The following is a 21,048-nucleotide window of genomic DNA, read 5'->3' as shown; positions in this document are numbered from 1 at the left end:
GGGGCCGGGGCCGCCGGGTTCGGTCAGATCGTTGCGGCCAGGCGGGTGCCCTGGTCGATGGCGCGCTTGGCGTCGAGCTCGGCCGCGACGTCCGCGCCGCCGATGAGGTGGGCCTCGATGCCGTGCTCGCGCAGCTCCTCCTGGAGGTCGCGGCGGGGCTCCTGCCCGGTGCACAGCACCACGGTGTCGACCTGGAGCAGCTGCTGCTCGCCGTCGAGCAGGAAGTGCAGGCCCTGGTCGTCGATGAGCTGGTAGGTGGCGCCGGCGACGGTGGTGACGCCGCGGTGCTTGAGCTCGGTGCGGTGGATCCACCCGGTGGTCTTGCCGAGGCCGGCGCCGACCTTGCCGGTCTTGCGCTGCAGCAGGTGGACGCTGCGCGGCGAGGTGCGGCGCACCGGCGGGGTGAGGCCGCCGGGCGTGGTGTGGTCGGTGTCGACACCCCACTGCTCGAAGAAGACCTCGGGGTCGAGGGCGGCCTGCTCGCCGGGGTCGGTGAGGAACTCGGCGACGTCGAAGCCGATGCCGCCGGCGCCGAGGATCGCCACCCGGTCGCCGACCGGGGCGCCGTCGCGCAGCACGTCCAGGTAGCCGACGACGCTGGGGTGGTCGACGCCGGGGATGTCCGGGGTGCGCGGGGTGACACCGGTGGCGAGGACGATCTCGTCGTAGCGCTCGGCGGCGAGTCCCTCGGCGGTGGCCGTGGTGCCCAGGCGCAGTTCGACCCCGTGGGCGTCGAGCTGGTGGCGGTAGTAGCGGACGGTCTCGTCGAACTCCTGCTTGCCGGGGACCTTGCGGGCGACGTTGAGCTGGCCGCCGATGGTGTCCGCGGCGTCGTAGAGGGTGACGGCGTGGCCGCGCTCGGCCGCGGAGACGGCGAAGGCGAGACCGGCCGGGCCGGCGCCGACGACGCCGATCCGCTTGCGCAGCTTGGTGGGGGAGAGGACGAGTTCGGTCTCGTGGCAGGCCCGCGGGTTGACCAGGCAGGAGGTGATCTTGAGGCTGAAGGTGTGGTCCAGGCAGGCCTGGTTGCAGCCGATGCAGGTGTTGACGGCCTCGGGGGTGCCGGCGGCGGCCTTGGCGACGAAGGCGGGGTCGGCGAGCAGCGGGCGGGCCATGGAGACCAGGTCGGCGTGGCCGTCGGCGAGGATCTTCTCGGCGAGCTCGGGGGTGTTGATGCGGTTGCTGGTGACCAGCGGGATGCCGACCGAGCCCATGAGCTTCTCGGTGACCCAGGTGAAGGCGCCGCGCGGCACCGAGGTCGCGATGGTGGGGATGCGGGCCTCGTGCCAGCCGATGCCGGTGTTGATGATGGTCGCGCCGGCGGCCTCGATCGCCTTGGCGAGCTGCACGACCTCCTCGAGGGTGGAGCCGCCGGGCACCAGGTCGAGCATGGAGAGCCGGTAGATCAGGATGAAGTCCTCGCCGACCCGCTCGCGGACGCGGCGGACGATCTCCACCGGGAACCGCATCCGGTTCTCGTACGAGCCGCCCCACCGGTCGGTGCGGTGGTTGGTCGGTGCGGCGATGAACTCGTTGATCAGGTAGCCCTCGGAACCCATGATCTCGACGCCGTCGTAGCCGGCCGAGCGGGCGAGCTCGGCGCAGCGGGCGAAGTCCTCGATCGTCTGCTCGATCTGCTCGTCCGTCAGCTCGTTCGGGGTGAACGGGCTGATCGGGGCCTTGAGCGGGCTGGGGGCCACCAGGTCCTGGTGGTAGGCGTAGCGGCCGAAGTGCAGGATCTGCATGGCGATCCGGCCGCCGGCGGCATGCACGGCGTCGGTGATCACCCGGTGCTCGGCGGCCTCGGTGCCGGTGGTGAGCATGGCGCCGCCCTCCCAGGGGCGCCCGGCCTCGTTGGGCGCGATGCCGCCGGTGACGATCAGGCCGACGCCGCCGCGGGCGCGCTCGGCGTAGAACGCGGCCATCCGCTCGAAGCCGTTGGGGGCCTCCTCCAGCCCGACGTGCATCGAGCCCATGACCACCCGGTTGGGCAGGGTGGTGAAGCCCAGGTCGAGCGGGTTGAGCAGGTGGGGGTAGGCGGTCATCGGAGGCCTCCAGCAGGGTCGTCGTGTGCCCTTTGTAGACCTCCGGGGCTCGATTGTGCAACTAGGTGCATATGGCGGGCGGGCGAGTGCTGCGTCACACCGGGGACCGGCCGGCCCCCGGCCGGGCGGGCTCGGCCCGCGGGGCTCAGGCCGCCGCGGCCGTGGCGTGACTGGTGACGCAGAGGATCCAGGCGACCAGTTCGGCCGCGACCTCCTCGCGGTTGGTCTCGTTGAGGATCTCGTGCCGGGCCCCCGCGTAGGTGCGGTAGGTGACGTCGGTCAGGCCGGCGTGCCGGTAGCGCTCCACGACCACGTCGGAGAGGGCGAGTTCGGCGTTCAGCGGGTCGCGGTCGCCGACCGCGACGTAGACCGGGAGGTCGGGCCGGACGCCCTCGGGGAAGGCGAGGCGGTGGGCCGCCGCGGCGAGGTCCTCCATGCCGCGGGCGTCCAGCGCGAAGCCGCAGAGCGGGTCGGCGAGGTAGGCGTCCACCTGGGCCGCGTCCCGGCTGAGCCAGTCGCAGGGCGTGCGGGCCGGCTCGAAGGGCGCGTTGAAGGCCGCCGCCGCATCGCCGCCGGCCGCCGCGAGGGCGGTGAGCAGCCGGTCGAGCGCGGTGGTGCCGGAGAGCGCGACGCCCGCCAGCCGCTCGGAGTGGTCGAGGATGTACTGCTGGGAGGCGAAGGAGCCGAGGCTGTGGCCGACGAGCACCAGCGGCAGGCCGGGGTGGCGGTCCTCGACGAGGTCGGACAGCGTCACCATGTCCTGGACGAGCAGGTTCCAGCCGTCCGTGCCCAGGTGCCCGGGGGTGTCGGTGATCGTCCTGCCGTGGCCGCGGTGGTCGGCGGCGTACACGGCGTAGCCCTGTGCGGTGAGGGAGGCCGCCAGCCGGGCGTACCGGCAGGCGTGCTCGCCCATGCCGTGGGCGAGCTGGACGACGCCGCGGGGCGGCCCGCCGGGCAGCCATTCGTGCACGTGGATCTCGAGTCCGTCGCTGCTGGTGAAGGTGAACATCTGCGGCTCCTCGGCATCGCGCTGCGGCACGGCCGGGTCTCCGGAGGCGCGCATGTGCCGGTGGGTGCGCCGAGGCGGCCCGGTCACATACGACGGTAGGTCATTCGACATTGTCGAACAATGGTCGATCTGTATCGGATCGGCATCGACTCTGTCGACCGTTCCGTGCTCGGCCTGTCCGGTGGCGGAGGCGGTCGAACACCTGCGCGGAGGCCGGGATAGGGTCGCGGGATGATCAGTGCGAGTGCCGTCGGCGGGATCGCCGCCGTCTCCTTCGGCATGGTGATGACCCCGGGCCCGAACATGATCTACTGCGTCTCGCGGTCGGTGAGCCAGGGCCGTCGCGCCGGGCTGATCTCGCTCGGCGGGGTCGTCCTCGGCTTCCTCACCTACCTGGCCGCGGCCGTTGCCGGGCTCTCCGCACTCTTCGCCCTGGTGCCGACCGCCTACCTGGTGCTCAAGCTGGCCGGCGCCGGCTACCTGCTGTGGCTGGCCTGGCGGGCCTTCCGGTCGCCGGCCCACTCGCCGTTCCGTGCCACCGAGATGGCGCACGACCGGCCGGCGAAGCTGTTCGGCATGGGTGTGCTGACCTGCCTGCTCAACCCCAAGCTGGCCGTCCTCTACATCACCCTGCTCCCGCAGTTCGTGGAGCCGGAACGCGGCGGCGTCGCCCTGCAGAGCGCCGTCCTCGGGCTCACCCAGATCACGGTCGGCACCCTCGGCAACGCCGCCTTCGTCCTCACCGCCGGCGCGCTGGCGGGCTTCCTCGCCCGCCGACCCCTGCTGCAGCGCCTGCACGGCTGGGCCACCGGCACCCTCCTCGCCGCCTTCGCCCTCCGCATCGCCACCGAACGCCCCCAGCCCGCCGCCTGAGGGCGGCCGCATCGGGGGCGTGACCCCTCCCGCCCCGATGCGGCCGAACGGTCAGTTGCGGCGCCAGAGGGCGGGGACGTTCGGGGGTTCCCAGCCGGCGAAGGCGGTGTGGGCCTGGATGCAGGTGTAGCCGAGGCCGCCGTAGGTGACGACGTCGCCGACGCGGTAGGCGGTGCCCGCCCGCCAGGTGCCGCCGGGGGCCGTCGGGGTGGGGCCGGTCGGGGTGGGGGAGGGCGACTGCGGGACGTCCAGGACGAAGTCGAAGGAGGCCTCCCGCCCGGGGCCCGACTGGCGGACGGTCATCACCAGGGCCGGGTCGAAGATGGTGTCGGTGGAGTTCCGCGGCTCGCCGGGGAAGTACAACTGCGTGGTGAGCACCGGCCGCCCCGGTGCCTGGAGCTTCACGTGCAGGTGCCGGGTGCGGCCCGGGTACAGCCCCGGCACCACGGTGGTCAGCGAGAACCGGCCCCGGTCGTCGGTGAACTGGTGCCCGCGCATGGTGTAGCCGGCGTTGTCGTAGGCACCTGCCGTGTCCGCCTGCCAGAAGTCCAGCAGGACGCCCGCCACCGGCCGGCAGGCCCGGCCGAAGACGTAGCCGCTCACGGTCAGCGGAGTGCCCGGGGTGCCGGGGGTGGTCAGTACGGTGCGCAGCGGCGAGCCGGGCTTGAAGTACGGGCCCTCGATCTGTTCGGTGGTCGGCTCGTCGCCGTCGTGGCAGGACGGTGTGAGCCCCACCGGCCCGCCCGCGCTGTCGCGGGCGAGCGCGGCCCCGCCGCCGAGGAGGACGGGTGCGGCGCCGGCCAGTACGGCGGCCTTGAGGAGGTTCTTGCGGGTGAGCGTCGGCTCGCCGGGCCTGTCGTTCGGCGGTACGGGCATGGCTGGTCGCTCCGTTTCGGGACGTGGGGGAGGGGCGGCACCGGTCCGTCCTGGGCATGACAGGTGATGTGCCCGGCCGAGGCCCTGCGGTGTGCGCCCGGTGTGCTCCGACGCTACGGCGGTGCGGCGCGCCGGTCGATGGACCGGCCACCCGTGCTGTGGTGCATTCCTCCGCCCGTGCTCGCGCGGAACTCCCCCGGTGTCAGCCCGACTTCGCGGCGGAAGAACCGGCAGAAGTAGGCCGGGTCGGTGAATCCCGCCGCCACGGAGACCTGACGGACGGTCAGATCCGTCGAGGTGAGCAGTCGTTTGGCCTCCAGGGTCTGCTGCTGCCGGACCAGGCGGGCGGGCGTGCGGCCGGTGGCCTCCCGGACCAGTTCGTGCAACCGCCCTGTGGAGACGCCGAGTTCGCGGGCGTACGAGGCCACGGTGCGGTCCGGCCGGGCGGGGTCGGCGATGAGCTGCCGGAACTGCACGACCAGCGGGTGGGGCCGTGCGGCGGCCGCCGTTCCCGGGCGTCCGGCCAGCGCCCGTGCCGCCCGGACGAGCAGCACGTGGAGGAGGGCCTGGAGCACCCCGGGGCGGCCGTCCTCGGCTGCCAGGTGCTCCCGTTCGAGGTCGGCGAGCAGTCCGGTGAGCACGCGGTCCTGGGCGCGGTCCGGGCGCAGCGGCGGAGCGGCGGCCAACTCCCGGACGAGGCCGGCGTCCTCGGGGTGGCGCAGCAGGAAGTCCTCCTCGAACAGCAGCACCCAGCCGGTCACGCCGCCGGCCCGCGCCCAGTGGTGGACCTGGCCCGGTGCGACGACGCACAGTTGCGGCGGCCGCAGCGGATGCTCGACCAGATCGACGACGTGGCAGCCCCGGCCGCGGGTCACATAGGCGATCTCGTGGAAGGAGTGCCGGTGCGGAAATGCGGCCCGGGCGAGCGGGCCGATGGTGTCGAAGGTGCCGATCGCAAAGGGCAGCAGGCCGCGGTCGGGCACGTCCAGCCGGTGCAACTCGATCTCGGGGGAGAAGGGTTGGCGTGTCATCGGAGCAGTGTCCCGGCCGTCCCCCGGCCCGTCCATAGGTCTGGACCACAGTGCCGGTCGGCCCGGCCGGCCGGTAGGGTGCGGGCATGGCCGACGGCAGACGCTTCCCGACCGAGCCGCTCCGTTCCGTGCGCTACCGCAAGCGCGCCGTCGGAGGGTGCGGGCCGTACATCGACGTCACGCTCGACTTCGAGCCCGCTGCGGAGGGCGTCGTCTTCGAGGTGCGGGACGGCGTGCTCGCCGACTGGGAGTGGCCCGACGACCTGCCGATGTTCTTCGCCGCCACCGAGGCCGGCGTCCGCCAGGAGCTGGCCGACCATGCCGGGACGGTGACCGCCGCCGTGCGCGTGGTGCTGACCGACGCCCGCGCCCACATCGTCGACAGCAGCGAGTACGGCTTCAAGATCGGCGGCCAGTACGCCGTCCGCGCGGCCCTGGCGCAGGCCTTCGGCGAGCCCGACGACGCGTAGGGCCGCCGGCCCGTCAGTCGTCCTCGCCGAGGTAGGCGTCCAGGCCCTCCTGCTGGACGCGCCGGTCGACGAAGGGTCTGGTCGCCGCCACGACGGCGCCGCCGACCGCGCCCAGCAGCGCCGCGGCCTGCGCGTCCTCCCGGCCGACCCGGCCGAGGCTCGCGTACGCCCCGAGCACCGCGCCGACCAGCACCGGCCCCCGCTCGTCCCCCCGGCCGCCCTGTTCGACGACGTCCACGAAGGCCACCGCGAGGCGGCTGGCCCCCGCCCGGTCCCTGATCCGCACCGCGAGCTCGGAGGTGTCGGCACCGTCGAAGGCCAGCCGGCCGAGCTCGCGCAGGTCGTCGACCTCCTCGTGGCCCAGGCCGGCCGTGGTCAGCCGCAGCAGGTGGTAGCGGAGCCGGCCCAGGGCGGCATCCTCGAAGACGAAGTCCCGGGCGATGCGATAGGCATCACCGACCCCGGGGGAGAAATCCTGGGCGCTGCTCGTGGACACGGTTCCGTTCCTTCCCGACGACAGGCGACAGACGGCGCTTGCGGGCCGCGGCACGGCCTTCGCCGCTGATGCGTGCCCACGGCGCCCGCCTGCCAGCGGCCTGCACCGCAGAATCGCCCCGACCGGGCGAGCGCACGCCGCCCCCGCTGCGCCGTCCGGGCCACACGCTCGCACGGCAGTACGGACGGATGCCGTCCCTGACGTCCAGTCACCCTCCTTGGCGCGGTGCGGAACGGGACGATCCACTGGTTCGCCGCTCGCCCGCCGTGGTCTTCACGGACGGCCGGCGCCACCACCGGGTGGAGGCCGTGGTGGACCGCGGCGAACACGGCGCGGCCAACGCCGACCGGGAGGCCGCCGCCGCGCAGGCCCCGGCCGCCGCCGCCAGGGCCCTCACGGGCTGACGCGCGCCGCGGGCGCACCCGCCCGGTACGGCCTACCGTGGAGGGCGGCACCGAACCCCGGAGGAACCAGTGGCAGCTCCGCTCTCGATCGGGCAGCGCGCCGGGCGGTACCGGGAGGCGTTCGGACTGCGCCGCGAGGAGGTCGCGGAGGCGGTCGGCCGCAGCCGCGAGTGGCTGAGATCCCTGGAGGGCGGCGGGCTGCAGCTCGACCGCTACACCATGATCCACGCGCTCGCCGACGCCCTCGGCACCGACCCGGGCGACCTGCTGCTCCCACCCGACAGCCACGGCGACCCGCAGCTGCGCCGGGCCCGCCGAACCGTCCCCGCGCTGCGGCGCGCCCTGCTCCGCGTCGACCTCCCCCCGGCGGCCGAACCGGCGCAGGACCGACCCGCCGAAGCGGACTCGCTGCGCCGCGGGGTCGACGAGGCCCGCCGGCTGCAGCGCGACGCCCGGTACGACGACCTCGGCCTGCTCCTGCCGCCGCTCCTCGACGGGCTGCGCGGCGCAGCCGCCGACACCTCCGGCGACGACCGCGCCGTGGTCCTGTACCTGCTCGGCGAGACGCTGCACCTGGCCTCGACGCTGACCCGCAGGCTCGGCCGCACGGACCTCGCTGCGCTCGCCGCCGCCGAGGCCCTGCACGCCGCCACCGCCACCGGGGACCCGCTGCAGATCACCGCCGCCGACTGGCTCCGGGCCGAGGTCTGCGCGGCCGTCGGAGCCGCCGACGAGGCCCGCGCCCTGGTGGCCGGCGGACTGGACCGGCTGGACGGCCTGCTCGGCCGTACCGGCCCCGACGCAGCGGCCGGCCGCGGGGCCGGCTCCGACCGGGCCCTGTGGAGCCTGTGGGGCATGCTGCACGCGGTGGCCGCCGTGCTGGAGGCCCAGCGGGGCCGTCAGGCCGAGGCCGCCGACCACCTGGCCGGGGCCGCCGGGGCCGCCGGCCGGCTCGGTCCCCCTGCCGCGGACCTGCTCGCCCCGGCCCCGATCGCCGAGTTCTCGGCGGCGGAGGCCGCCGTCCACTCCGTTCACGCCGCCCTCGAACTCGGCGAGGACCTCGAGGCGCTCGAGCGGATCGCCGCCGTCGATCTGACCGTGCTGCCACGCGGACGGCGCGCCCGGCACGGCATCGACCGTGCCCGGGTGCACGCGAGGGCCGGCGACGACTACGCCGCGCTGCGCGAACTCCTGGCCGCCGACCGGTTCGCCCCGCAGGCCGTCCGCGCGCACCCGCTGGTGCCCGAGCTCGTCCTCGCGGCGGCCCGCCGCGGCCGGGCCTCGACCGCCGCCGACGAGGCCGCCGCCCACCTCGGCGTGGAACTCTGACGGATCGTCAGATTCACTCCGGCGTGCGCCCTGCGCGGGCACATGACGATGCATCACTCTCGCGCCCCGTGCCGCCCGCCGATCGGGCGAAGACCGGCGGGAGGTCTCATTCACCGGTCGTGTGCGTCCGATAACCGATGCGCAAGCCCCCAACTCCGTCCCACCCTTCGGAGGCCACATGACCACCAATACGGACCGGCCCGTTCCCGACTTCATCGCCAAGGCTGCGGCACCCGTCCGCGACCACCTGGCCGCCGCCACCACGCTGGCGCCGTTCCTGGAGTCCGCCGGCACCCTGACCCTCGAGGAGCGCCGCCGCATCGTCGACCAGGCGCTCGTCCTGCTCGAACAGAACTACGTGCACCTGCCGCTGAAGGCCGCCATGTACGCCGTGAACCCCGTGCAGCGGCTGCGCCTGCTCGCCCGGCGCCTGGAGCGGCAGACCGACGCCGACATGCCGCCCGAGTGGATCTTCCACGCGGAGATGTCCGAGATCTTCCACTCGGTACGCGACCTGCACACCAACTACCTGCTGCCCGCCCCCTTCAACGGCAAGATCGCCTTCCTGCCGTTCCTGGTCGAGAGCTTCACCGAGCAGAGCGGCGGCAAGGCCGTCGAGCGCTTCCTCGTCACCCGGGTCGCCCAGGGCTTCGCCCCGCCCGGATTCGGGCCCGGCACCGAGATCACCCACTGGAGCGGCATCCCGATCTCCACCGCCGTCGACCTGCACGCCGCCCGGTTCGCCGGCAGCAACGCCGAGGCCCGCCGCACCCGCGGCGTCCAGTCGCTGACCCTTCGCCCGCTGCGCATCCACCTGCCCCCGTTCGAGGAGTGGGTGACCGTCACCTACCTCGACGCCGACGGCACCCCGCGCGAACTGCGCGAGAACTGGCAGATCGTCGACAACCTGCCCCCGCTCGTCGGCACCGACGCGCTGGGCACCGCCGGGGCCGCCCAGGGCGTCGACCTGGAGACGGACGAGGTGGGCCGGGCCAAGGTACTGCTCTTCGCCCCCAGGGTGGTCGCCCAGGAGAAGGCGGCCGAGGCCGGCGAACCCGCACCCGATCTGCAGGCCGGCGAGATCCCCACCACCATGCCCAAGGTCTTCAGGGCGCGCGAGGTCACCACCGCCTCCGGCACCTTCGGCCACCTGCGGATCTTCACCTTCAGCGTGCCGAACCCGATCGCCTTCGTCGAGGAGTTCGTCCGCCTCCTCGGCCTGCTGCCGGACCGCGGCCTGATCCTGGACGTCCGGGACAACGGCGGCGGCCACATCTTCGCCGCCGAGTTCGCGCTGCAGACGCTCACCCCGCGCCGGATCACCCCGGAGCCCACCCAGTTCGTCAACACCCCGCTCAACCTGCGGATCTGCCGCAACCACCGGAACGACCCGGACATCGACCTCGGCGCCTGGGTGCCGTCCATGGAACAGGCGGTCGAGGTCGGCGCCACCTTCTCCGGCGCCTTCCCGATCACCCCCGAGGACGGCGCCAACGCCATCGGGCAGCGCTACTTCGGGCCGGTCGTCCTGGTCACCAACGCCCGCTGCTACTCGGCGACCGACATCTTCACCGCGGGCTTCCAGGACCACCGGATCGGCACCGTGCTCGGCGTCGACCGCAACACCGGCGCCGGCGGCGCCAACGTGTGGACGCACGACCTGCTCTCCGACCTGCTCGCCGGCGACCCGGAGACGCCGTACCTGCCGCTGCCCAAGGAGGCGGGCATGCGCGTGGCCATCCGCCGCACCCTGCGCGTCGGCGCGCAGTCCGGCACCCCGGTGGAGGACCTCGGCGTCACCCCCGACGAACTCCACCGGATCACCCGGCGCGACCTCCTGGAGGGCAACGCCGACCTGATGGAACGCGCCGGAGAGCTCCTCAAGGCGATGATCCCGCACGCGGTGGCCATCACCGACGCCGCCACGGCCGGCGGCGCGCTGCGGCTCAAGGTCAAGACCACCAACATCGACCGCCTGGACGTCTACATCGACCAGCGGCCGAAGGCCTCCGTCGACCTGCTCGACGGGCAGGCCGACGTGACGGTGCCGGACGCGGCCGCCGCCGACTCGGCCCGCGTCGAGGGCTACGTGGACGGCGAACTCGTCGCCAGCCGCACCGAGCGGCTCCGCTGACCCCGCCCCGACCAGACGCCGTCCACCGGGTCCCCGCGGGCGCACCTTCCGCGGGGGCCCGGTGCGCCACGTCCCGGGCTTCGCCGGGGCATTCGGACCAACCGTGCGCGCCCCGCTTGACCGCCCGCCCCGCGCCGCGCAGAGTCGGCATGCGGCGCGCCCGTCCCACCGCCCGAGGCCGCCCACCGGCCCGCCCCCGAGACGGCGGCGGCCCCGACCCGGCGAGGAGCGGCTGCACCAATGGTCGTCGACCTGCTCGTGATCGGCACCGCCATCACCCTGGGACCGATCCACAACAGCGCCTTCATCCTGCTGCTCTCCGCCGAAAGCGGCGTCCGCAAAGGCCTGGCGTTCCTGCTGTCCTGGCTGGCCAACCTGGTGGTGGTGATCGCCTGCGTCCTCCTGCTGACCGGCGGCACGCCCCCCGACCGCGACACCGCGCCGTCCACCGGGGTGATCGCCGCCAAGCTCGCCATCGGCCTGGCACTGGTGCTGTACGGCGAGCGGCGCCGCCGCAGGCCGCCGCGGCCGCACGCCCCGCCGCGCTGGATGGCAATGGTGGACCGGGCCTCCGTCTGGGCGGCCGCCGGACTCGCCTGGCTCCTCCAGCCGTGGGGGCTGGTCGGTGCCGGCGCGGCCATCGCGGTCGACGCCGACCTCTCCACCCTCGGCTCCTGGCTCGCCCTCACCGGGTACTGCCTGCTGGCCACCCTCGGCCTGATCGTGATGGAGATGTACGCGGTGTGGGCCCCCGCCGCCGCCGACGCCCGGCTGAACGCCCTGCGGGCCTGGCTCGACTCCCACCAGGAGCAGCTGATCATCACCATCTGCCTGCTGGCGGGCCTCTGGCTGGCCGGCCGGAGCATCTACGAGCTCGTCGCCTGACGCCCCGTCGGGCCTCTCCCGGCAACGCCGCCCCGCAACACCGGTGACGCCGCTATCGTCTCCCCGAACAGGACGGCGACGCCGGGGGCGGCACATGACACAGCGGTACGGTCCGTCGGGCGGCGGGGGCGGGTGCGCGACGCTGCTGCTCCTTCCCGGCTGGTTCGTCGCGGGGTACTTCCTGGCACTGCCGACCGTGCTGCCGGCCGTCATGGACGCCTCCCCGGAGAGGCCGCACCAGGGGCTGCACGCCTCCCAGCTCGCCGTACTGTGGGCGATCTCCGCGCTCACCGCACTGCTGCTCGCCTGGATGGCCGGCGGCCGGGGCAGGCCGAAGCCGCTCGTGCTGCTGGCGCACACCGCGGTGATCGGGGCGGCCGCCGCGGCCGCGGTCGTCGGCGCGTCCATGGCCGCCGAGCGCCTCGCCGCCGACCCGTTGCTCGGCGACGCGGCCACCAGGGACGCGGCCAGGGCGATGCTCATCGGCGTCCTCGGCACGGTCGCCGCGGGGATCGCCGCCGCCGTCGCCTTCCACGCGCTCCGCAGGTGGGGCCGGCGCACCGGTTACTTCACCGCTCCCGTCCGGCCCCGCGCGACGCCTGCCGCGGGCCGCCGCCGCCCGGCCCCGGGCGAGGTCTGGCTCGCCCACGTCCCGCTGCGGGAGGACCGCAGCCGGGCGCTGCGCCACTACTGCGTGATCCTGCAGAACCACGACAGCCATGCGTCCGTGCTGCAGATCACCAGTCAGCCGAAGGACCACCGGCGCGACCACATGCGGATCCCCAACGACGGCTGGGACCGGACGTCCGGCAAGGCCCACTGGCTGGAACTGGTGCGCCGCGAGGTCCCGTACGGGCAGTTCCGGACCACCAGGCCGCAGGGCATGTGCCCGCCCGCCACCTGGCACGAGATCGTGCGCTCCGGCGCATAGGCGTTGGGCGCCCTCATCGGCCGGGCGGCGGGAGGATGCCGAGCAGGGTGCCGATGCGGCGGATCTCGTGGTCGAAGTACGCCCGGGGGTCGGTGACGATCGCCGACCGGTGGCCGAACACCTCGAAGGAGACCGCCCCGCACAGGTAGGTCCAGGCGGAGAGGCCGGCGACCACCAGGTCGACCGGGGTCTCGCCCGGCAGGCGGGACAGCAGCGGTTCGAGCGCCGCCCGGGCGTCCTCGGGGGCTGCGGGGGCGTCGCCCGGACGGTAGGCCCCGGCCGTGGCGGCCCCGGTGAACAGTGCGCCGATCAGCAGGGGCAGCCGGGTGCCGGGCCCGGTGGTGTCCTCCGGGGCGGCGTAGCCGGGCACGGGGGAGCCGTAGATCAGGGCGTACTCGTGCGGATGCGCCACGGCCCAGTCCCGGACGGCGTGGCAGAGGCCGATCCAGCGGTCGGCGGTGGACCGGTCGCGCAGAGCCTCGACGGCGGCGTCGGCCGCGTCGCCGAGGGACCGGTAGCTGTCCGTGATGAGCGCGGTCAGCAGGGCGTCCCGCCCGGGGAAGTACCGGTAGAGCGCGGACGCGGAGACCAGGCCGATGTCCCGGGCGACCCCGCGCAGGGAGAGGCCGTCGGGGCCGTGCTCGGCGAGCTGCCGGCGGGCGGCCTCCTTGATGTCCCGGGTGAACTCGATGCGGGCGCGCTCGCGGGCGGTGAGCGGCTTCGGGGCGGCGGGCATGGCGCCCATGGTGGCAGGAGCCGAGAACAGTGGCAACAACCGAGCACGGGCATGCCGATGGAGAACTGTGTATCCGAGCGAGAACGGTGTTCTTGACAGCGCTGCCGGCATCCGCCAGGCTCGTCATCGGGCGAGAACGGTGTTCTCCCGAAGTGGGGCCCGGCCCGCCCGCGCGTCCCGCACCGCCTGTCGTCACCCGTCTTCCACGTGTTCGGAGAGACCACCGTGAGCAAGCACCTGATCGTCGGCGCCGGCCCCGTCGGCACGGCCACCGCCCGACTGCTCGCCGAGCGAGGCGAGGACGTCACCGTGGCGACCCGGTCCGGTGCCGCAGCCGCGCCCCTGCCCGGCATCCGCCACCTCCGGCTCGACGCCACCGACGCCGCCGCCCTCACCGAGGCCGCCACCGGCGCCGCCGTGCTCTACAACTGCGCCAACCCCGCCTACCACCGCTGGGCCACCGACTGGCCGCCGCTCGCCGCCGCCCTGCTGCAGGCCGCCGAGCGCACCGGCGCCGTCCTCGCCACCGTCGGCAACCTCTACGGCTACGGCGCGGTCGACGGCCCGATGATCGAAGCCACCCCGCTCGCCCCCAACTCGGTCAAGGGCCGCGTCCGTGCCCGCATGTGGCAGGACGCGCACGCCCTCCACCGGGAGGGCCGCATCCGCGCCACCGAGATCCGCGGCTCCGACTACCTCGGCCCCGGCGCCCGGAGCATCCTCGGCGACCGGATCCTGCCCCGGCTGCTCGCCGGCCGCAGCATCCAGGTGCTCGGCAGCCCGGACACCCCCCACAGCTGGACGTACACCGTCGACGCAGCACGCCTGCTGGTCGCCGTCGGCGGCGACGAACGCGCCTGGGGCCGCCCCTGGCACGTCCCCGGCAACGCCCCGCGCACCCAGCGCCAGGTCGTCGAGGACCTCGCCCGCACCGCCGGGATCCCGCCCGTCCGGGTCGCCCCGATCCCGGGCGCGGCCGTCGCCCTGCTCGGCCTGGTCAACCCGCTCCTCCGCGCCACCCGCGAGACCGTCTACCAGCTCCGGCAGCCCTTCGTCATGGACTCCACCGCCGCCCAGGAGGCCTTCGGCCTGAAGCCCACCCCCTGGGAGGAGATCCTCTCCGCCGTCGTCGACTCCCACCGGGCCCGCACCGCCTCCTGACGTCACCCGCTGCCGCCGGGGGTACCCTGCGCATGATCACCGCCGACCGCCGACCGCCACCCGAAGGGGACCCGATGCGCCTGCGCTGCGCCGTACTCGACGACTACCAGGGCGTGGCGACGAGCGTCGCGGACTGGTCCCCGCTGGAGGGCCGGGTGGAGGTCGTCCGCTTCCGCGAGCACATCGCCGACGAGGACGGGCTGGCCGCCGCGCTCGCCGACTTCGACATCGTCGTGACGCTGCGCGAGCGCGTCCCGTTCCCGGCGTCGCTGCTGAAGCGGCTGCCCCGGCTGCAACTGCTCGTCGCCTCCGGCATGCGCAACTCCGTCATCGACTACGCGGCGGCCGCCGAGTGCGGCGTCACGGTCTGCGGCACCCAGAGCCTCTCCACCCCGCCGGTCGAGCTCACCTGGGCGCTGATCCTCGGACTTGCCCGCGGCCTCGCCGCCGAGGACGCCGCCCTGCGCGCCGGGGGCCCCTGGCAGAGCACCCTCGGCGCGGACCTGCACGGCCGCCGCCTCGGACTGCTCGGGCTCGGCAAGATCGGCAGCCGGGTCGCCCGGGTCGGCCTGGCCTTCGGCATGGAGGTCGCCGCCTGGAGCCGGAACCTGACCGCCGAGCGGGCCGCCGAGGTCGGCGTCGCCCTCGCCCCGAGCAAGGAGGACCTGCTCGCGGGCAGCGACTTCGTCTCCGTCCACCTCGCCCTCGGCGACCGCACCCGCGGACTGGTCGGCGCTCCCGAACTCGCCCTGATGAAGCCCACCGCCTACCTGGTGAACACCTCGCGCGCCGCCATCGTCGACCAGGACGCCCTGCTCGCCGCCCTCCACGAGGGCCGGATCGCCGGAGCCGGCCTGGACGTCTTCGACGTCGAGCCGCTCCCCGCCGACCACCCCGTGCGCTCGGCCCCGCGCCTGCTCGCCACCCCGCACCTGGGCTACGTGACCCGCGCCAACTACGAGACGTACTACCGCCAGGCCGTGGAGGACATCCGGGCCCACCTCGACGGCGCACCCGTCCGCCTGCTCAGCTGAGCCGCCCTGCGGCGACCCGTGCCACCCGGCCGGCCCCGGCGGATCGTCAGCCGGGCCGTCCGGGCACGACGGGGCATCCGGGCGCCGGCGGTGAGCCGTTCAGGGCGTCCGCGACCGACTCGAACACCGCGAAGTCGGAGCGGCGGCCCGTCTCGTCGAGGACCCGTTCCACCGCGGGGCTGGCGGCGGACAGCCGGATCTCGACCCCGGCGGCGACGGCGTCCTCCCGGAGGCGCAGCAGGTGGTCGAAGCAGGAGGCGTCGCACACCAGGATCCTGGCCAGATCGAGGACGAGCAGCCGGGCGCCGGTGCGCAGCGTGATGTCGAGCCCGTCCCCGGCCTGGTGCAGGCTGTCGGCGGTCAGCGTGCCGGTGATGCGGCACAGGGCCCCGTCCTCGCCCACGGCCTCGCACACGATCTCCAGCGCCGTCGGGTCCCGCGGTGGTGCGGTCGGCCGGTCGTCTGTCATCGCGTGCACCTCCCTCTGCCGTGCCTACTCAGGTCGCAGCGCGTGTACCCGGCTCTCGGGGAAACGTGCGCAGGCCGGGAATCCTACGGGGATCCCCGGCTCGTACGGTCTCCGGGGGGCAGGAAGGTGTTGCCCGATGGGAACGGGTGTTCGAGAATGGGAGTGTGACCGCCGATGTCCCCTTCTCGCGTGCGGCGCGGCCCCCGACGGTGCCGGGGGACGTGGTCTTCGCGCCGAAGGGCCTGATGAACGGCCCCGGTCCGGGCCGGGACGTGGCTCCGCGCTGGCGGTGGGTGCAGATCCGGCTCGGCGGCGGCTGGCGGTCGGCGGAGCTCACCGCCTGGCGCCGCCACCGCGACAGTACCGCCTGGGTCGCCCTCGTCCGCTGGGGGAGCGGACCGTCCGACCGGGGGTGGGTGGTCTACGACCCCGCCGTTCTCCAGCCCGCACCCGCACCGGGCGCCCCCTGGCCGAACACGCCCCGCCCCGCGGCCTGACCGGGCCCGCAGCAGCGACCCCGCGCCGCCGCCGGGCACCGGTCGGGCCCGGCGGCCATCCGGCCGCCGGTTCAGCAGTCGGGGATGGTGGTGCCGTTGTTGTCCCTGGCCTCGTCGTTGCCCCAGCGGGAGAGGTAGTAGGCGGAGACCCATTGGCCGGCGGGTCCGGTGTCGGGGTCGGTGCGCAGCCACCAGCTGTTGTGGGCGGTGCCGTTGGTGATGGTGCGGCCGTGGGCCTTGCAGTAGACGTAGTTGGTGCCCTGGTTGAGGGTGCCGGTGCGGGCGGTGCCGGTGGGCGAGCCGTAAACGGGCGCGGCGGCGAAGGTGTCCACCCAGTACTTGCCGGGCGCCGGGTTCGGTGTGGGGGGCTGTCCGCCGCCGGGGCCGTAGAGGCGCAGCGATCCGTAGTAGTCGCCGTGCGAGGCGAGCGCGGCGACCTGCACCCGGCCGCCCGAGTACGGCGCCTCGGCGATGTAGCCCTGCCCCAGGTACATCGCCACGTGGTGGATGGTGCTCGGTGCGCCGCCGTAGAACACCAGGTCGCCGGGGAGCAGCGGTGCCGTGCCCTGGCTGTGCAGGAATCGCGCCACCGCGCGGGACGACGCCCACTGGGTGCGGGTGTTGCCGTTGATCACGTCGGTGCCGACGGCCAGGAAGTAGGCGTACCGGACCATGCCGGAGCAGTCCAGGCCGCGGACGTGGCAGTCGTTCGGCGCGCCGTTCGCCGGGTCGCACAACCCGTACGACGGGCCGGGGTTGGCGCTGTGGCCGCCGCCCCAGGAGTACGGGGTGCCGATCAGGCCGCAGGCCGCGCGTACGGCCGCGTCCGCCTGCGGTGCCGCGCCGGAGGCGAGGACCGCGCAGTTCGGGGCGGCCTGGGCCTCGCCTGCGCCGGCGAAGGAGCCCAGTGCGGCGAGCAGCGCCAGCAGGGCCGCGAGGTGCAGGAGGGGCCGGGTCCGGCGCCGGGCCGGTCCGGTTCTGCGGCGCCAGGGGTATACGCGCGTAGCCATGGGGGTGCCCTCAACTCTTGGGGGTGGCTGGAGATTGTTGATGATATACAGTCAAAAACCTTGTGCCGTAAACCCTCTGGCCACACATGGATGTCCCGAACTGCGGTCGCGGGGAGACCTGTTCGGCCCGCCCTGAAGGCGTGCCCCGAATCGGTCGTCAGCGGGACGAGGGGGAGTCCGAGAGGTCGGAGAGCTGCGTTCGGGCACGTTCGGCCGCGGTGCGGGCCTCCGCCAGGCGGTCTGCTGCATCGGATGCGTCCCGGCGGGCGTCGGCGGCGGTCTCGCGGGCCTCGGCCAGGTCCTCCTCGGTGGCCTGCAGCGCTGCGCGGGCGCGCTCGACGCGCTCGGCGGCCCTTTGCTCGGCGGCGGCCAGACGCTCGGCGGCCCGATCCAGGCGCTGCGCCTCCTTCTCGGCGTCCCGCTCCGTCCGCTCGGCGGCCGAGAGTGCCTCCTCGGCGGCCTGTGCGGCGGCACGGTCGGCAGAAGCCTGCTGGGCCTTCCCGGTGGCGGCCCGCCCCGCCGGCTTCCGTCCGCGGGCCGACTTCGGTGCAGCGGCCTGCGGCTCCTCCGACGGCAGGCCGCTGCCCTCCTCCAGCGCCGCGGTCAGCCGCCCTGCCGCGAAGGCCTCGGCGGCCTCCTCGCTCGCGAGTGCCGCCCACAGCGACTGCTCGACCTCGCGCAGCTGTGCGTCGGCGAGGCGGGCACCGGCCTCGGCGGCGGCCTCCCGGGCCGCGGTGGCGAGCTCGGCGACCGTCCGGTGGCGCTCCGCCGACAGCTCCCGCAGTGCCGGCCCGGCGAGTTCGGCCTGGGCTCGGCGCAGCCGGCGGCCCAGTTCCAGCAGGGCGTCGGCCCGGTCGGGGTGGCGGTGCACCAGCAGGTTCACCGCCCAGGCGCTCTGGGTGGGCCGGCGCAGGGCGGTGAGTCGGGCCGCGAGTTCCCGGTCGCCGGCCTTCCGGGCGTCGGCGGCGGCCTGGTTGCGGGCCCGGGTGAAGTCGGCCGGGGGCAGCACGTACAGCCCGTCTGCGACGGCGTCGAAGCCTTCCACGCGCTCTCCCTCCGGGCGCGGGCCGTTCGGGGCCCGCACTTCCGATTCGGGCACCGCCCGGCCCGTCCCGCACCCCGGGAGACCTGCCTGCGCAGCACTTCCACAGGCAGGCTGTACAGCAAAACTGGACAGTCCTGACTGGTTCTACCGTGGGAAACATGGAGGAGACCCCCGGAGCCGTTCCCGAGTCCGCCGTACGGGCGGCCCGGGACATCCGGGTGGTGTTCGGCCGGCTGCGGCGGCGCCTGGCGGAGACGGCGGCAGCCGTCGTACCGGGCGGTGTGTTCGGCCGGTCAGCCGGTCAGCCGGTCAGCCGGTCAGACCGGTCTGCGGGCCGGAGTAGACGACCCGCTCGAAGGGCCAGCGGTCGGCGAGCCAGGAGGGCACGAAGACGTCCAGGGCCTTCTCGACCGCGGAGCCGACCTGCTCGTCCACCACCCACCAGGAGACCTCGGCCACGCAGGCCTCGTCCTCCACCGGGTCGATGTACACGCAGCCCAGCAGGGCAGTCTCCGCGGTGTCGAAGAGCGCGTAGTTGAAGGACTCGTGGCGCACCATCTCGTCGGCGTGCCGTGCCAGGTCGACCCGGTCCTGCTCGAAGGTCATCGTTGCGGGCGGCCAGCCCCAGGTTTCGCCGTAGAACGACCACAGCCGTTCGCGCGAACCCATCACGGCCGGGTGGTCGAGCGCGGTGTCGGACTCGGCGATCGGGCGGAGGTGGTGGCCGACCGTCAGCGGGACGTGCAGCGGGTGGTCGAAGCCTTCGGGTAGCCAGGTCATGCCGGGCACCCTAACCCGCACCCGGCCGCACTCCCCACCGGTTTTCCGCCGAGGGCCGGGCCGCGGCCGGCACCGTGCTCGACGGCCCGGCCGAACGCCACCGGGCCGTCTCGCGGGGCGGATGCCCGGCAGTGTCGGTGCAGGCTGCGATGCTGCCGGTATGGACGAGCACCTGATGCGCGGCCGCGTCTACGGGGCCGACTACGACGATCCCGACCCCGGGCCCAGGCCGGGGCGGGCCTACCGCGAACTGGTGGCGGGCCCGCTGGACGGGCTGCTGCTGGACGTGACGGGCTGGAGCGAGGCCGAGCTGGCCGAGGGCGCCGCCCTGCCCACCGAGATCGGCTCCCGCGGCCCCGGCGGCCGCGCGACCTACGCGCCCAGGGAGGGCGACACCCGCCACTGGGACTGGCGCGGCGACACCCCCTGAGCCCGCGCCGGGCTCAGCCGGCCCGCGCGATCGTCGCCGTGACCGGTGCGCCGGGCCGCACCACCAGGTCGAAGACCGGCGCCGGGGCGGGCCCCGCCAGGCGCGGGACGAAGGCGGGCAGCAGCAGCTCCAGCAGCGCGACCGCCTCGCGGAGCGCGAACTGCAGGCCCAGGCAGGCCCGGGCGCCGATCCCGAAGGGCAGGTACGCGCCCGGATGGGCGGGCCGCCGGCCGACGGCGGTGAACCGCTCCGGGCCGAAGCGCTCCGGGTCGGGCCACAGCACCGGATCGCGGTGCACCAGGTAGGGGCAGACCAGCACGTCCGTACCGGCCGCGACCCGCCGTCCGGCCAGCACGTCGTCCTCGGTGGCGTGCCGGGGCAGCATCCACGCCGACGGGTAGAGCCGCAGGGTCTCGCTGACCAGCGCCTGCAGGGCCGCCCGGCGCTCCGGCGAACCCGCCGGGCCCGCCTCCAGCGCCCGCACCCGGGCCCCGGGGTGGGCGTCCAGCAGCAGGTACAGCCAGGTCAGCGTGGTGGCGGTGGTCTCGTGGCCGGCCACCATGAGGGTGACGAACTCGTCCCGGATCAGCCGGTCGGTGTACTCGGGGCGGTCGGCCGCAGCCTCCAGCAGGACGTGCAGCAGCCCGGGGCCGTGCGGGCCCGGCGGCTCGGAGCGGGCCGCTTCCACGGCCCGCAGCACGACCCCGTCGATGCGGGCGAGCTCACCGGCGACGGCGGCCCGCGCGTCCTCCGCATCGGTCGGCAGCACCGGCAGCGCGGCGACCACGGCGTCCAGGGCGGCCAGTTCGGTGGCCGTCCCGTCCTCCAGCGGGTGGCCGGTGAGGGAGCGCCAGATGGTGTCCAGCGCGAACCGGCGCATCTCCTCGCGCAGGTCGACGCTGCGCCCCGCGTCCGCATGGCCCGCCCACCGCTCGGCGCAGTCCTGTGCGGCGTCCGCGATCCGCTGCTCGTAGCGGCGCATCCCGGGGCCGGTGAACTGGCTCTGCAGCAGCCGCCGCTGCGAGCGCCACGGCTCGCCGGCCGCGGAGAGCACGCCGTCCCCCAGCAGGATGCGGCCGCGGTGCGACCGCTTGACGTAGCGGTCCGGGTGCCGGGCGAGGACGTGCTGGACGGCCTCCGGCCCGGTGACCACCACCGTCGGCGCAGGGCCGAGCCGGAAGGCCGCGACCGGGCCGAGGGCCGCGGCGGAGGCCAGCAGGTCGGCCATTCCCAGGCCCGCGGAGCGCCACCGCGCGACCTCCTCCTCCGGCAGTTCGGGCACGGCCGGCGGAGCCCCGCCGCCCGGCTGCTCGGCGGGACCTGCCGGAGGGATCTGCGTGACCACGGTCTGCTCCTGCCCGGTGCGCCGCCCGGGGCGGCTCCTGCTGACGCTGCGTATGCTA

General features: G+C 74.8%; 22 protein-coding genes. 11 read left to right on the top strand and 11 right to left on the bottom strand.

Annotated features, from left to right (window positions below):
• Positions 1 to 23: 23 nt before the first annotated feature.
• Both AB0M03_RS23870 and AB0M03_RS23865 read right to left on the bottom strand, forming a co-directional pair.
• The gene (locus AB0M03_RS23870; protein WP_363494042.1) at positions 24 to 2,045 is read right to left on the bottom strand and encodes an NADPH-dependent 2,4-dienoyl-CoA reductase; all 2,022 of its coding nucleotides are present in this window, start codon (positions 2,043 to 2,045) and stop codon (positions 24 to 26) included.
• Between the two features lie 145 nt (positions 2,046 to 2,190).
• Positions 2,191 to 3,108 (bottom strand): alpha/beta fold hydrolase, encoded by a 918-nt coding sequence (locus AB0M03_RS23865; protein ID WP_363494040.1) that lies wholly within the window; start codon positions 3,106 to 3,108, stop codon positions 2,191 to 2,193.
• A gap of 177 nt (positions 3,109 to 3,285) precedes the next feature.
• On the opposite strand from AB0M03_RS23865, the gene AB0M03_RS23860 reads away from it, so the two are divergent.
• On the top strand, positions 3,286 to 3,927 hold the full coding sequence (locus tag AB0M03_RS23860; protein WP_363494038.1) for a LysE family translocator: 642 nt from the start codon (positions 3,286 to 3,288) through the stop codon (positions 3,925 to 3,927).
• 51 nt (positions 3,928 to 3,978) lie between these two features.
• Here the strand turns inward: AB0M03_RS23860 and AB0M03_RS23855 are convergent, their stop codons facing one another.
• Entirely contained in the window at positions 3,979 to 4,803 is an 825-nt protein-coding gene (locus tag AB0M03_RS23855; protein ID WP_363494036.1) for a carbohydrate-binding protein, read from the bottom strand.
• Positions 4,804 to 4,916: 113 nt separating this feature from the next.
• Positions 4,917 to 5,834, bottom strand: a complete 918-nt coding sequence (locus tag AB0M03_RS23850) for a helix-turn-helix domain-containing protein (RefSeq protein WP_363494034.1) — start codon at positions 5,832 to 5,834, stop codon at positions 4,917 to 4,919.
• 86 nt (positions 5,835 to 5,920) lie between these two features.
• On the opposite strand from AB0M03_RS23850, the gene AB0M03_RS23845 reads away from it, so the two are divergent.
• Positions 5,921 to 6,304 carry a hypothetical protein gene (locus AB0M03_RS23845; RefSeq protein ID WP_363494032.1) on the top strand — a complete coding sequence of 128 codons (384 nt, stop codon included), beginning with the start codon at positions 5,921 to 5,923 and terminating at the stop codon, positions 6,302 to 6,304.
• A gap of 13 nt (positions 6,305 to 6,317) precedes the next feature.
• On the opposite strand, the gene AB0M03_RS23840 is transcribed toward AB0M03_RS23845, so the two are convergent.
• Positions 6,318 to 6,800: a hypothetical protein gene (locus AB0M03_RS23840; protein ID WP_363494030.1), complete on the bottom strand. Its 483-nt coding sequence runs from the start codon at positions 6,798 to 6,800 to the stop codon at positions 6,318 to 6,320.
• A 266-nt stretch (positions 6,801 to 7,066) separates the two neighbouring features.
• Here AB0M03_RS23840 and AB0M03_RS23835 point away from each other — a divergent pair, with 266 nt between their 5' ends.
• From AB0M03_RS23835 to AB0M03_RS23815, 5 genes are all read left to right on the top strand, one after another.
• On the top strand, positions 7,067 to 7,204 hold the full coding sequence (locus tag AB0M03_RS23835; RefSeq protein ID WP_363494028.1) for a hypothetical protein: 138 nt from the start codon (positions 7,067 to 7,069) through the stop codon (positions 7,202 to 7,204).
• A gap of 69 nt (positions 7,205 to 7,273) precedes the next feature.
• Entirely contained in the window at positions 7,274 to 8,533 is a 1,260-nt protein-coding gene (locus tag AB0M03_RS23830; protein ID WP_363494026.1) for a helix-turn-helix domain-containing protein, read from the top strand.
• Between the two features lie 178 nt (positions 8,534 to 8,711).
• Positions 8,712 to 10,667, top strand: coding sequence for a S41 family peptidase (locus AB0M03_RS23825; protein WP_363494024.1), 1,956 nt, complete (start codon positions 8,712 to 8,714; stop codon positions 10,665 to 10,667).
• 240 nt (positions 10,668 to 10,907) lie between these two features.
• Complete coding sequence (locus AB0M03_RS23820) at positions 10,908 to 11,552, top strand: GAP family protein (protein WP_363494022.1); 645 nt, start codon at positions 10,908 to 10,910, stop codon at positions 11,550 to 11,552.
• Positions 11,553 to 11,646: 94 nt separating this feature from the next.
• Positions 11,647 to 12,483, top strand: coding sequence for a hypothetical protein (locus tag AB0M03_RS23815; protein ID WP_363494020.1), 837 nt, complete (start codon positions 11,647 to 11,649; stop codon positions 12,481 to 12,483).
• A gap of 13 nt (positions 12,484 to 12,496) precedes the next feature.
• Here AB0M03_RS23815 and AB0M03_RS23810 read toward each other — a convergent pair whose 3' ends face one another.
• Entirely contained in the window at positions 12,497 to 13,219 is a 723-nt protein-coding gene (locus tag AB0M03_RS23810) for a TetR/AcrR family transcriptional regulator (protein WP_363494018.1), read from the bottom strand.
• Positions 13,220 to 13,444: 225 nt separating this feature from the next.
• Here AB0M03_RS23810 and AB0M03_RS23805 point away from each other — a divergent pair, with 225 nt between their 5' ends.
• Positions 13,445 to 14,380, top strand: a complete 936-nt coding sequence (locus tag AB0M03_RS23805; RefSeq protein ID WP_363494016.1) for an NAD-dependent epimerase/dehydratase family protein — start codon at positions 13,445 to 13,447, stop codon at positions 14,378 to 14,380.
• Positions 14,381 to 14,454: 74 nt separating this feature from the next.
• Positions 14,455 to 15,414, top strand: coding sequence for a D-2-hydroxyacid dehydrogenase family protein (locus AB0M03_RS23800; protein ID WP_363494141.1), 960 nt, complete (start codon positions 14,455 to 14,457; stop codon positions 15,412 to 15,414).
• A gap of 46 nt (positions 15,415 to 15,460) precedes the next feature.
• On the opposite strand, the gene AB0M03_RS23795 is transcribed toward AB0M03_RS23800, so the two are convergent.
• Positions 15,461 to 15,883: an STAS domain-containing protein gene (locus AB0M03_RS23795; protein WP_363494014.1), complete on the bottom strand. Its 423-nt coding sequence runs from the start codon at positions 15,881 to 15,883 to the stop codon at positions 15,461 to 15,463.
• A gap of 164 nt (positions 15,884 to 16,047) precedes the next feature.
• On the opposite strand from AB0M03_RS23795, the gene AB0M03_RS23790 reads away from it, so the two are divergent.
• Positions 16,048 to 16,380 carry a hypothetical protein gene (locus tag AB0M03_RS23790; RefSeq protein ID WP_363494012.1) on the top strand — a complete coding sequence of 111 codons (333 nt, stop codon included), beginning with the start codon at positions 16,048 to 16,050 and terminating at the stop codon, positions 16,378 to 16,380.
• Between the two features lie 71 nt (positions 16,381 to 16,451).
• Here the strand turns inward: AB0M03_RS23790 and AB0M03_RS23785 are convergent, their stop codons facing one another.
• The 3 genes from AB0M03_RS23785 to AB0M03_RS23775 all read right to left on the bottom strand — a co-directional run bounded on the left by AB0M03_RS23785 (position 16,452) and on the right by AB0M03_RS23775 (position 19,215).
• Complete coding sequence (locus AB0M03_RS23785) at positions 16,452 to 17,390, bottom strand: C40 family peptidase (protein ID WP_363494010.1); 939 nt, start codon at positions 17,388 to 17,390, stop codon at positions 16,452 to 16,454.
• 157 nt (positions 17,391 to 17,547) lie between these two features.
• Positions 17,548 to 18,435 carry a hypothetical protein gene (locus AB0M03_RS23780; RefSeq protein ID WP_363494008.1) on the bottom strand — a complete coding sequence of 296 codons (888 nt, stop codon included), beginning with the start codon at positions 18,433 to 18,435 and terminating at the stop codon, positions 17,548 to 17,550.
• 309 nt (positions 18,436 to 18,744) lie between these two features.
• Positions 18,745 to 19,215: an N-acetyltransferase gene (locus AB0M03_RS23775; protein ID WP_363494006.1), complete on the bottom strand. Its 471-nt coding sequence runs from the start codon at positions 19,213 to 19,215 to the stop codon at positions 18,745 to 18,747.
• A gap of 160 nt (positions 19,216 to 19,375) precedes the next feature.
• Between AB0M03_RS23775 and AB0M03_RS23770 the strand changes: the two genes are divergently transcribed.
• Complete coding sequence (locus AB0M03_RS23770) at positions 19,376 to 19,645, top strand: hypothetical protein (RefSeq protein WP_363494004.1); 270 nt, start codon at positions 19,376 to 19,378, stop codon at positions 19,643 to 19,645.
• Between the two features lie 13 nt (positions 19,646 to 19,658).
• On the opposite strand, the gene AB0M03_RS23765 is transcribed toward AB0M03_RS23770, so the two are convergent.
• On the bottom strand, positions 19,659 to 20,990 hold the full coding sequence (locus AB0M03_RS23765) for a cytochrome P450 (protein WP_363494002.1): 1,332 nt from the start codon (positions 20,988 to 20,990) through the stop codon (positions 19,659 to 19,661).
• Positions 20,991 to 21,048 lie beyond the last annotated feature (58 nt).

The sequence above is a fragment of the Kitasatospora sp. NPDC051914 genome (assembly GCF_040680995.1).
Lineage (GTDB): Bacteria > Actinomycetota > Actinomycetes > Streptomycetales > Streptomycetaceae > Kitasatospora.
This window is presented reverse-complemented; position numbering and strand designations above follow the sequence as displayed.

Bases quoted from the DNA above. Each gene is read 5' to 3' on its own strand.
- AB0M03_RS23870 (WP_363494042.1), bottom strand. From the start codon at position 2,045: ATGACCGCCTACCCCCACCTGCTCAACCCGCTCGACCTGGGCTTCACC.
- AB0M03_RS23865 (WP_363494040.1), bottom strand. From the start codon at position 3,108: ATGCGCGCCTCCGGAGACCCGGCCGTGCCGCAGCGCGATGCCGAGGAG.
- AB0M03_RS23860 (WP_363494038.1), top strand. From the start codon at position 3,286: ATGATCAGTGCGAGTGCCGTCGGCGGGATCGCCGCCGTCTCCTTCGGC.
- AB0M03_RS23855 (WP_363494036.1), bottom strand. From the start codon at position 4,803: ATGCCCGTACCGCCGAACGACAGGCCCGGCGAGCCGACGCTCACCCGC.
- AB0M03_RS23850 (WP_363494034.1), bottom strand. From the start codon at position 5,834: ATGACACGCCAACCCTTCTCCCCCGAGATCGAGTTGCACCGGCTGGAC.
- AB0M03_RS23845 (WP_363494032.1), top strand. From the start codon at position 5,921: ATGGCCGACGGCAGACGCTTCCCGACCGAGCCGCTCCGTTCCGTGCGC.
- AB0M03_RS23825 (WP_363494024.1), top strand. From the start codon at position 8,712: ATGACCACCAATACGGACCGGCCCGTTCCCGACTTCATCGCCAAGGCT.
- AB0M03_RS23820 (WP_363494022.1), top strand. From the start codon at position 10,908: ATGGTCGTCGACCTGCTCGTGATCGGCACCGCCATCACCCTGGGACCG.
- AB0M03_RS23815 (WP_363494020.1), top strand. From the start codon at position 11,647: ATGACACAGCGGTACGGTCCGTCGGGCGGCGGGGGCGGGTGCGCGACG.
- AB0M03_RS23810 (WP_363494018.1), bottom strand. From the start codon at position 13,219: ATGCCCGCCGCCCCGAAGCCGCTCACCGCCCGCGAGCGCGCCCGCATC.
- AB0M03_RS23800 (WP_363494141.1), top strand. From the start codon at position 14,455: ATGCGCCTGCGCTGCGCCGTACTCGACGACTACCAGGGCGTGGCGACG.
- AB0M03_RS23795 (WP_363494014.1), bottom strand. From the start codon at position 15,883: ATGACAGACGACCGGCCGACCGCACCACCGCGGGACCCGACGGCGCTG.
- AB0M03_RS23785 (WP_363494010.1), bottom strand. From the start codon at position 17,390: ATGGCTACGCGCGTATACCCCTGGCGCCGCAGAACCGGACCGGCCCGG.
- AB0M03_RS23775 (WP_363494006.1), bottom strand. From the start codon at position 19,215: ATGACCTGGCTACCCGAAGGCTTCGACCACCCGCTGCACGTCCCGCTG.
- AB0M03_RS23770 (WP_363494004.1), top strand. From the start codon at position 19,376: ATGGACGAGCACCTGATGCGCGGCCGCGTCTACGGGGCCGACTACGAC.